The sequence below is a fragment of the Romboutsia sp. MSSM.1001216sp_RTP31141st1_G3_RTP31141_220114 genome (assembly GCF_039031195.1).
Lineage (GTDB): Bacteria > Bacillota > Clostridia > Peptostreptococcales > Peptostreptococcaceae > Romboutsia_C > Romboutsia_C hominis.
Map to the genome: position 1 here is coordinate 1 of NZ_JBCIUO010000035.1, position 8,446 is coordinate 8,446.

Annotated in this window: 12 protein-coding genes; 8 read left to right on the top strand and 4 right to left on the bottom strand. The window is 23.6% G+C overall.

Going from position 1 to position 8,446, the window contains the following annotated elements:
- Positions 1 to 113 precede the first annotated feature (113 nt).
- The 3 genes from ABCP60_RS15380 to ABCP60_RS15390 all read left to right on the top strand — a co-directional run bounded on the left by ABCP60_RS15380 (position 114) and on the right by ABCP60_RS15390 (position 2,080).
- Positions 114 to 464, top strand: coding sequence for a hypothetical protein (locus ABCP60_RS15380; RefSeq protein WP_343102114.1), 351 nt, complete (start codon positions 114 to 116; stop codon positions 462 to 464).
- 1 nt (position 465) lies between these two features.
- Positions 466 to 624 carry a hypothetical protein gene (locus tag ABCP60_RS15385; protein WP_343102115.1) on the top strand — a complete coding sequence of 53 codons (159 nt, stop codon included), beginning with the start codon at positions 466 to 468 and terminating at the stop codon, positions 622 to 624.
- Between the two features lie 820 nt (positions 625 to 1,444).
- Positions 1,445 to 2,080: a hypothetical protein gene (locus ABCP60_RS15390; RefSeq protein WP_343102116.1), complete on the top strand. Its 636-nt coding sequence runs from the start codon at positions 1,445 to 1,447 to the stop codon at positions 2,078 to 2,080.
- 610 nt (positions 2,081 to 2,690) lie between these two features.
- Here the strand turns inward: ABCP60_RS15390 and raiA are convergent.
- Together raiA and ABCP60_RS15400 are read right to left on the bottom strand one after the other, a co-directional pair.
- Positions 2,691 to 3,221, bottom strand: coding sequence for a ribosome-associated translation inhibitor RaiA (raiA, locus tag ABCP60_RS15395; RefSeq protein WP_343102117.1), 531 nt, complete (start codon positions 3,219 to 3,221; stop codon positions 2,691 to 2,693).
- A 27-nt stretch (positions 3,222 to 3,248) separates the two neighbouring features.
- The gene (locus ABCP60_RS15400) at positions 3,249 to 3,593 is read right to left on the bottom strand and encodes a hypothetical protein (RefSeq protein ID WP_343102118.1); all 345 of its coding nucleotides are present in this window, start codon (positions 3,591 to 3,593) and stop codon (positions 3,249 to 3,251) included.
- Between the two features lie 153 nt (positions 3,594 to 3,746).
- Here ABCP60_RS15400 and ABCP60_RS15405 point away from each other — a divergent pair, with 153 nt between their 5' ends.
- The 3 genes from ABCP60_RS15405 to ABCP60_RS15415 all read left to right on the top strand — a co-directional run bounded on the left by ABCP60_RS15405 (position 3,747) and on the right by ABCP60_RS15415 (position 5,428).
- Positions 3,747 to 4,163 (top strand): universal stress protein, encoded by a 417-nt coding sequence (locus ABCP60_RS15405; protein WP_343102119.1) that lies wholly within the window; start codon positions 3,747 to 3,749, stop codon positions 4,161 to 4,163.
- A gap of 85 nt (positions 4,164 to 4,248) precedes the next feature.
- The gene (locus ABCP60_RS15410) at positions 4,249 to 4,662 is read left to right on the top strand and encodes a universal stress protein (RefSeq protein WP_343102120.1); all 414 of its coding nucleotides are present in this window, start codon (positions 4,249 to 4,251) and stop codon (positions 4,660 to 4,662) included.
- 493 nt (positions 4,663 to 5,155) lie between these two features.
- Positions 5,156 to 5,428 carry a hypothetical protein gene (locus tag ABCP60_RS15415; protein ID WP_343102121.1) on the top strand — a complete coding sequence of 91 codons (273 nt, stop codon included), beginning with the start codon at positions 5,156 to 5,158 and terminating at the stop codon, positions 5,426 to 5,428.
- A 247-nt stretch (positions 5,429 to 5,675) separates the two neighbouring features.
- Here the strand turns inward: ABCP60_RS15415 and ABCP60_RS15420 are convergent, their stop codons facing one another.
- Together ABCP60_RS15420 and ABCP60_RS15425 are read right to left on the bottom strand one after the other, a co-directional pair.
- Positions 5,676 to 6,290 carry a hypothetical protein gene (locus tag ABCP60_RS15420; RefSeq protein WP_343102122.1) on the bottom strand — a complete coding sequence of 205 codons (615 nt, stop codon included), beginning with the start codon at positions 6,288 to 6,290 and terminating at the stop codon, positions 5,676 to 5,678.
- Between the two features lie 62 nt (positions 6,291 to 6,352).
- Positions 6,353 to 6,964 carry a hypothetical protein gene (locus tag ABCP60_RS15425; protein WP_343102123.1) on the bottom strand — a complete coding sequence of 204 codons (612 nt, stop codon included), beginning with the start codon at positions 6,962 to 6,964 and terminating at the stop codon, positions 6,353 to 6,355.
- Between the two features lie 327 nt (positions 6,965 to 7,291).
- Here ABCP60_RS15425 and ABCP60_RS15430 point away from each other — a divergent pair, with 327 nt between their 5' ends.
- The gene (locus tag ABCP60_RS15430) at positions 7,292 to 7,651 is read left to right on the top strand and encodes a hypothetical protein (RefSeq protein ID WP_343102124.1); all 360 of its coding nucleotides are present in this window, start codon (positions 7,292 to 7,294) and stop codon (positions 7,649 to 7,651) included.
- Positions 7,652 to 7,873: 222 nt separating this feature from the next.
- On the top strand, positions 7,874 to 8,446 hold a 573-nt coding region (locus tag ABCP60_RS15435), incomplete at its 3' end, for an SDR family NAD(P)-dependent oxidoreductase (protein ID WP_343102125.1).

The window sequence follows — 8,446 nt, forward strand, 5'->3', positions numbered from 1 at the left end:
TAATCAGAAAATCAAAAAAAGACAATTGAGTATTATTAAATAAATAAGGTGCCAAATTTTCTCGGCTTGTATTATAGGGTACGTAGTACCTGTTACAAAAAAGGAGTGTTTCTATGATAGATGATAAAAAGCTATGGCAAAAATTAAGTGGTAGTATTACTTTTTATTTAAAAGATTATGATCGAACTTTGAGTAATGAAGAATTATTAAATGATTATATGGATTATATATTACCAAATGATATAGAAGAAGATGAATTACATAGATATTTAGATAAACAAACATTTAAGTATGTAGTTGTAAATGATGAATTATTAGAAAAGGTAAAGAGTACTTTTATTGAAAGATTAAATAAGAGAAGGGCAAAAGAAGAACCTATAGAAAAAGTTGAGAAAAAAGTATATAAAGATAATGTATTTAGTTTTGAAAGTTACAAAAAAGATGGACAGATTAGGAGAAAATAATTTGAAGCATGGAAGAAAATTAACTAGAAAACAAAGAGATCTATTAATGGAGAATGGATATAATTCAGATGAATGGTTATTAGAAAGGCAAACAGAATTAAATTATGTTTATGTAAATAGAAATACAAAAGAAACTTTGATTATAGAAAAAAATAAATAGAATTTTTATAAAAAGTCGAGAAGAAAAATTAAAATTTTATCTTGGCTTTTTATTTTTTTACTTTTAAAAGTTAGTGAAAATTTATTAAAAAAATATAATTGGCTTGAATAAAAAAGAGAATTCTTTTTAGTAAAATTTATATTTTTTTATTTAAATTAATATTAAAAAAGTGTGTACTAAAACGTGTGGTATTGTGTACCTTTTGTGTACTGTTTTGTGTACCAAAAGGTGTGGCAGAGGGGATTTTTTTGTACCCATGATTTTTTAGGTATATTTTAGAGAATTGCTAGGCTTTGCCTAGCTACCAATCGAAGATGGGTACAAATTCTCCTTATGCTCTTTTTTCATTTTTCAAAGAAAAGTATTTTGAAAAATATCTTGTAAGTTTTTCATTCACTCAATACTTATTTTAATTAAAGTAAAATATAAAAATAAGATTAAGAAATAGAATAAATATTTTTGTATTATAGGAATAATTTTTTTCATAAAAAGAAAAATTTAACGATTTGAAGTGAAGGATCAGATAAAATATACAAATTAAAATTTAGAAAATAAAACATTAGTTAATACATGAATAGATGGAAATAAAGCCCCATAGATACACCTTTAACTTTAAATAGGTGTAAATCATTAATGATGCAATTTATATTCCTTAGAATGGAAAATACAGTGTATATATATAGAATCTATTTTATAAACTTTGTATATTCTCATTAGGAGTAAAAATACAAAAAACTTAAATTATTTGTTATCAAAAATACAGGAAATATAAAAGTAATATATAATATTACAAGAAGTAATATAGGTGGGTGATGATAAAATGAATAAAGAAGAATTTAAAAAACTAGATATATTAAAGCAGATAAGTATAATAAATAAAGTTCTTAAAGAGGGTAAAACATTAACATCTTTTTCAGAGGAAATAGGAATTTCAAGGAAAACTATAAGTAAGAAATTTTCAAATATAGGATATAAATATAGCCAGAGTAAAAAACAGTATATCTTTGAAAATACTGATGTACAAGCAATGTCGGGAAAGAAATATTACAGTAATATTACAGTAAGTAATACGGAGATTCCTCAGTGTAAAGAGAGTAATATTCCTGCAATACAAAATATTACCACTACGTTAGAAATAACATCTAACCAAAAAAAAAGTCTTACATATTTAATTGATAATGTAGATAAAATAAAGGCTATATTAGATGGTTCTAATGAATATTACAACAATATTACTGAAAGTAATATTGAAAAAAAAGAAGATATAGTAAAGCAAATCTATAACTTCAAACAAGAAAAAAGAGATTATAGAGCAAAGACTTTAAAACTTGATGTAGAAGTTCAAAAAGGGTTTGAAAAAATAGCGGAAGATTTAAAAGATAGTGGGGTTACTCAACAAGAGCTATTAAATTATATATTAAACCAATACATTAAATTCTATGAAAACATAAAGTAAAACTACTAATAAGGATAGATCAAGGTAAATTAGATTATGAAAATAGATATTTGTTTAACTACAAGATGATAGAAAATAATTAGTGCATTAGTCAACAACCAAGGTTTATAGAGAATTTTATAAAAATAAATAAAAGTTGATTAAATAGTATTTTAATCAACCTCAATATATTCAATATATCTTTTTTTACTGCTATTATTTTTATAATATAAATAAAAAAATGGAATATTAACAAAGTAACAATTGCATATGAATTAGGGATACCAATATATGTGAATAAAATACTGGAGGTAATAAGAATTAAGCATATATAGATACTTGATTTGAGTTGGAAACAAACAAATTTTTCACTTAAAATTTTTATTTCTTTTGATTCAAAATAACCTGGCTTAAACCAGATAGATATCTTATTTTTTTTTAAGCAATATATATTTTCGAGTATATACATCAAAGTAAGTATTGCTGAATAACCAATAAACATAATAAAGTCTCCTATCATAAAGAAATTTTAATATTACGTCAAATTTTTATTTTTATATAGAAAAGGAAATAGATAGGAAACGGAGTATAGTTTATAAAATAAGGAGATACTTGAGAGTATCCCCTTATTTTATACTTGTTCTATCAATCCATATCCGTCATGTCTTTTGTATATTACATTAATATCTTCAGTTGCTGAGTTTCTAAATACAAAGAAGTTATGTTCAAGTAGCTCCATTTGTAATATTGCCTCATCAGCAGTCATTGGCTTATCTAGATCAAACTTCTTAAATCTTTTTATTACAGGATAATCATAGTTTAAATCAATATATTCGTCTAAATTTTTAAATCTAATACTTTCATTAGACTGATTTCTTTTCATAAGCTGAGTTTTAAGTTTTCTTATTTGCTTATATAATTTATCGTAAACTTCATCAATAGCAACATATAAATCGTCTCTTGTATTTTCAGCTCTCAGAATTGTTCCTGTTTTTGTATATATAGTTGCTTCTATCTTTTGACTTCTTTTTGTAACATTAAGAGTAACATATATTTCTGTATCGTCACTTAAAAATTTATTTAAATTTGTAAACGTACTTTCAATCTTTTCTCGAAGAGTATCAGTTATTTTAATCTTTTTAGAAGTTATGCTTATTTTCATAGTGCCTTTCTCCTTTACGCAATCTATCTATTTTATTAACTCCAAGTATCCGCTTGGATGGAAGTAGTACACTTTACGATTATTTTTATTTACAAAGTATCCTATATCACCAGGTACATCAGGAAGGAAAACATACCCTTTTAGTTTTTTAGCTCTTAAAGCTTTAAATGCTTTTTCATTACCTTGATAGATATATTTAACTTTATTATTTTTCTTTACTAGTATTTTTAAGGCTTCTTTTTGGTTAAGAACTCTAACTTTTTGAACAGCCTTATATTGTTTTACATTATGAGCGTATACTTCGCTGTTTATATTTCCTCCTATTAAAAATGCTCCACATAATATAGCTATAACGACTGCTCTCTTCTTCATGGTTCTAACCTCCTTTTAAAATGATTTAAATAATTTATTTTATATTTTTATAATAATATAAAAACGTTTTCCAAAAAAGACTATATTTTTACAAAATTTTCTGATAATATATTGATTATACGGTTAATATTTCTTAAAAGGATGTGTTGAGAAATGAAAAAAATATTAATTCCTATTGATGGAACAGAGAGAAGTCAAAAATCTTTAGATTTTATATTACATAATTTTTCTAGTGATGAAGTTGAAATAGTATTGATTACTGTTAGTGATATTAGTTTAACTAATATTACTAATCCAATGATTATAGATATGAATATAGAAAAGTCTCAAAAAGAAGCAAGTAATATGTTAGAAATATTTAAAAATAAATTACAGGGATATAAAGTAGAGAAATATTGGACATTTGGAGATCCAGGTAAAGAAATTATTTTAAAATCAATAGAAGGAAAATTTGATGAAATAATAATGACTAAATCTACTAAAAAGAACTTTATTGATTCTATAGGTTCTGTAACTTTATATGTGGTAAAAAAATCTAAATGTACAGTTACTATAGTACCTGAATATTAAAATGCTAAAAAAGAGATTTTACAAGTTTTTATGACAATATATTGGTTATACGGTTAATATTTCTTAAAAAAGGATGTGTTGAGAAATGAAAAAAATATTAATTCCTATTGATGGAACAGAAAGAAGTTTACAATCTTTAGATTTTGTAAAAAATACATTTCCTAAAGATTCAGTAGAAATAACTTTAATGAATGTTAAGGAATTAGTATTCACAAGAACAGCTATACTTTTTGATGTTGAGGAAATTAGGAATTTTAAGAATATAGGTAATAATAAGTTAGAAAAAATAAAAAGAAGATTAGAAGAATATAAAGTTGATACATATTTTACTTTTGGATATCCAGGTGAAGAAATAATAGAAAAATCAAAAGAGGGAAAATATGATGTAATAGTTATGACTAAATCAACAAAGAAGAATTTTATAGATTCAATTGGATCAGTTACGGTGCATGTAGTAAAAAAGGCTAAATGCACAGTCATAATAGTTCCAGAATATTAAAAGGTCAAAATATGAATTTTATAAAAATTATATATTTAGGCATAAGTGAATTATCATTTGTTTCAATGGTTTTATGTAGAGGGATAACTATTCGAATATTACTTTTTTTAATCTCAATAATCACATATTATAAATACGATAAAATGCCACCAAATGGATACAAATTTTCGTTAAAAAAAATTATGAAAAAGTAATATTTAAAGATTTACACAATTAAAGTAAAAGGTAGAATAAATGCAATTAATACAGATACAAATAAAGTACAAGTAGTATAATAATTAATAAATTAAATAATGGCTAAAATTTAATAAATAAAGTTTCATGGAAAACTAAAAAAATGGAAAAGAGTGTATTTACTGAAATGTAGCAATTTCAATAGATACACTCTTTTATATGTATAACTAGTCCCTAAATCTGAATTTAAGTGATAGTTACTTTTATAAATTAAATTAAACAATAAATGATATTATATAAATAATATGAGGTGGATTTTATGAAGAATATTTTATTGTATTTATGTTTAATAATTTCAAATGCTTTTGTTTATCTTTGCTGGGGAGAAAACATTCTATTTATTACAGTGATTGCATCAATAGCATTAATTATTTTTATAGATATAAAGACCCACAGATATATTTGTTCTGAATGCAAACAAAAATTTAGTATTAAATATCATCAAATTTTATCTTTGCATGCAGGTGAGTATAGAAAATTAAAGTGTCCAATATGTGGAGCTACAACTTTAGCAAAAATTATAAAAAAATAATAATACTTTAAAAACTTATTTAAAGATATATAGCAAAAATACCCTTAGAATCCATTTATTCTGATTCTAAGGGTATTAAATTTATTCTAAATATATAAAGTTCTTAAAGCTAAATTTAACCATTAGCTATTTTTTATATATTTTTCAAAAATTGTAAGGATTAAATCGATAACTTTATCTGAAAGTTCTAATAAAATATAAATCATAAAATATACTCACTTAATTTTAAAGTTAAGATTCAAATAATCTATTTTAAAGGATTAGAGTATCTCTTTTTTAAATTATCAAGCTTATTAAGCATTTTATTTAAATTTTCAGTAACACTTTTTTGGTTTTTCTTTCTTTCATATCCTAATTCTTCATTTACATCAAATTTATCATCTACTGAATCAGCATTAATTTTAATTGTTGCAGACATAACCTTCCATTTTCCGTTTACTTTAGAAAGATATACTATATAATCATTTCCTGCACCAGCATCATATATTTCTCCAGTATTTTTATTCTCACATGAATAATTTTCCCCCATATAAACATTAACTTTTACACAGTCTCCAGACCTTACAAAGTCTTTATAATCAAATTTAAAATTTTGTGAAAGAATTTTTTCATTATTTGTTTTATTAATAATAGATTTTATAGAATTTCTAGCTATTAAATATTTTTTTAAGTTTTCATTACCAACGGTTGAGAAATTATTTTTTCCTCCGTTGAAATTGTAATCATCCTTTATAAACGTTTCCAATACTTCCTTTATAGCACTTCTTTCAAAAATAACATATTTATATACATACACACTAGAAATAAGAATGATTGATAAACCTAGTAAAAAAACAAATAATTTATTTTTTACTTTTATCATATGATAACCTCCAAATATATAAATATCTCCTGAATGTGAATTTAGAGGATAATTTAAATCTTTTATTCTAGTGGTTTAGAATACATTTCTTTTAAATAATTAAGTCTATCAAGCATTTTATTTAAATTTTCTTCAACATTTTTTTGATTTTTCTTTTCTTCATAACCTAATTCTTTGTTTACATCAAATTCATCATCTACTGCATCGACATTAACATCAATTGTTGCAGACATAACCTTCCATTTTCCATTTATCTTAGAAAGATATACAACATAATCATTTCCTGCTCCTGCCTCATTTATTTTGCCAGTGTCTTCATCTTCAAATAAATACTCTTCGAGCATATAAAAATTAACTTTTACACAGTTTCTATACCTCACAAAATTTTTATAATCAAATTTAAATTTTTGTGAAATTACTTTTTTATAATTTCTTTTATGATTCGTGGCTTTTACAGTATTTCTTGCTAATAGATATTTTTTTAAATTTTCATTACCAACTGTTGAGAAATCATTCTTTCCTCCATTGTAATTGAAATCAGTTTTGATAAACGTCTCTAATACTTTTTTTATAGAATTTCTTTCAAAAAAAGCATGTTTGTATATATAGAAAGAAAAAAGAATAATTGATAGACCTATAAAAAAAATAAATGATTTATTTTTCGTTTTTATCATATGACAACCTCCCAATATAGATCAAGTCTTTAAATGAATATTTTTTAAACAGTTTATTTTAACTATTAAAACAACTTATAAATATAAAAACAAGCAAAAACTAATGATATTAATGCTACTATCCCAGCAAAAGAACTAAAAGAAGATAAATAATATATAAAAAACATATCATGGAAAAAGTGTAAAAAAAAGCCTATTTAAGAAATTGTTTTCATGATAAAATATTATTTACAATAAAAACGTTTTAAAATGAAACATTCTATATATGACTAGGAGGTATTTTTATGAAAAAAGATATAATTACATTATTAGCAGGGCTAAGATAAAATGAATGATTTAAAATCATACTGTAATCAAGCTTTATTGTCTATAGAAAAAAGCAAAAAATACTTATCATATGGTATTCATCTTAATGAAAATTTGATGATAAATATAGTGAAATCTTTTATTTTAAAAAAAATACGCTCCAATATTAATGATTTAAATGAATCGATTAAAAATATAAATATTTATATTCCAGATAAAAAAATAAAGTATTTTTCATCGAAGTCTTCAGAGGTTGTCATATATGAAGATGCTCAAATAAATTCTATAGTTTATAGTGATTTATCAAGATTAGAATATTACTTGAATTCATTAGAAAAAGAAATAAAGGAGATTTCTTTAACAACAAATAATAAAGATTAATCAATAAAAAGTATAGAAATATTTCAAGTGAAAAAGCAATAAGAAGCCAATAGAACTAATATTATTGGATTCTTATTGCTTTTAATTTTATTTGAACTATACAACAAGTCTTTAAAGTGAAATTTTGAAACTAGTTACTTTTTGTAGATTATTAAAGTTAAGTTTTGATATACTGTAATGCGTATATCAAAATAATAATATATTAAAAAAGGAGTTTAAAATATGTCCAAAAATATTTTAGTTACAGGTGGAGCAGGCTATATTGGATCGCATACTGTGAAAAAGCTCTTAGATGATGGATTCAATGTAATTGTTGCAGATAATTTAAGTACAGGAAATATTTCATCTGTTGATAAAAGAGCAAAGTTTTATAAAGTTGATGTAACTTGTGAAGAGGAATTTTCAAAAGTTTTAGATAAAGAGAAAATTGATGCAGCACTTCTTTGTGCTGGGGAAATTATTGTTAGTGAAAGTATAGAGAATCCGTATAAGTACTATAAAGCAAATGTTGGAGGATTAAATGCTACTCTTGAAGTATTAGGGAAGTATAAAGTAGATAAAATTATGTTTTCATCAACAGCATCTGTTTATGGAAATAACTGCTATGATAAACCAGCTACTGAAGAAACTTTACCAGACCCTATAAATCCATATGCTGAGACTAAATTAGCTGGAGAAAAGCTTATAAAGTGGGTTGCTAATAAGTATAATATGGACTATGTAATATTTAGATACTTTAATGTTGCTGGTGCTGAACCAGATAACTCAAATGGATTAAGAGTTAAAAATCCAACG

Bases quoted from the DNA above. Each gene is read 5' to 3' on its own strand.
- ABCP60_RS15380 (WP_343102114.1), top strand. From the start codon at position 114: ATGATAGATGATAAAAAGCTATGGCAAAAATTAAGTGGTAGTATTACT.
- ABCP60_RS15390 (WP_343102116.1), top strand. From the start codon at position 1,445: ATGAATAAAGAAGAATTTAAAAAACTAGATATATTAAAGCAGATAAGT.
- raiA (WP_343102117.1), bottom strand. From the start codon at position 3,221: ATGAAAATAAGCATAACTTCTAAAAAGATTAAAATAACTGATACTCTT.
- ABCP60_RS15400 (WP_343102118.1), bottom strand. From the start codon at position 3,593: ATGAAGAAGAGAGCAGTCGTTATAGCTATATTATGTGGAGCATTTTTA.
- ABCP60_RS15405 (WP_343102119.1), top strand. From the start codon at position 3,747: ATGAAAAAAATATTAATTCCTATTGATGGAACAGAGAGAAGTCAAAAA.
- ABCP60_RS15410 (WP_343102120.1), top strand. From the start codon at position 4,249: ATGAAAAAAATATTAATTCCTATTGATGGAACAGAAAGAAGTTTACAA.
- ABCP60_RS15415 (WP_343102121.1), top strand. From the start codon at position 5,156: ATGAAGAATATTTTATTGTATTTATGTTTAATAATTTCAAATGCTTTT.
- ABCP60_RS15420 (WP_343102122.1), bottom strand. From the start codon at position 6,290: ATGATAAAAGTAAAAAATAAATTATTTGTTTTTTTACTAGGTTTATCA.
- ABCP60_RS15425 (WP_343102123.1), bottom strand. From the start codon at position 6,964: ATGATAAAAACGAAAAATAAATCATTTATTTTTTTTATAGGTCTATCA.
- ABCP60_RS15430 (WP_343102124.1), top strand. From the start codon at position 7,292: ATGAATGATTTAAAATCATACTGTAATCAAGCTTTATTGTCTATAGAA.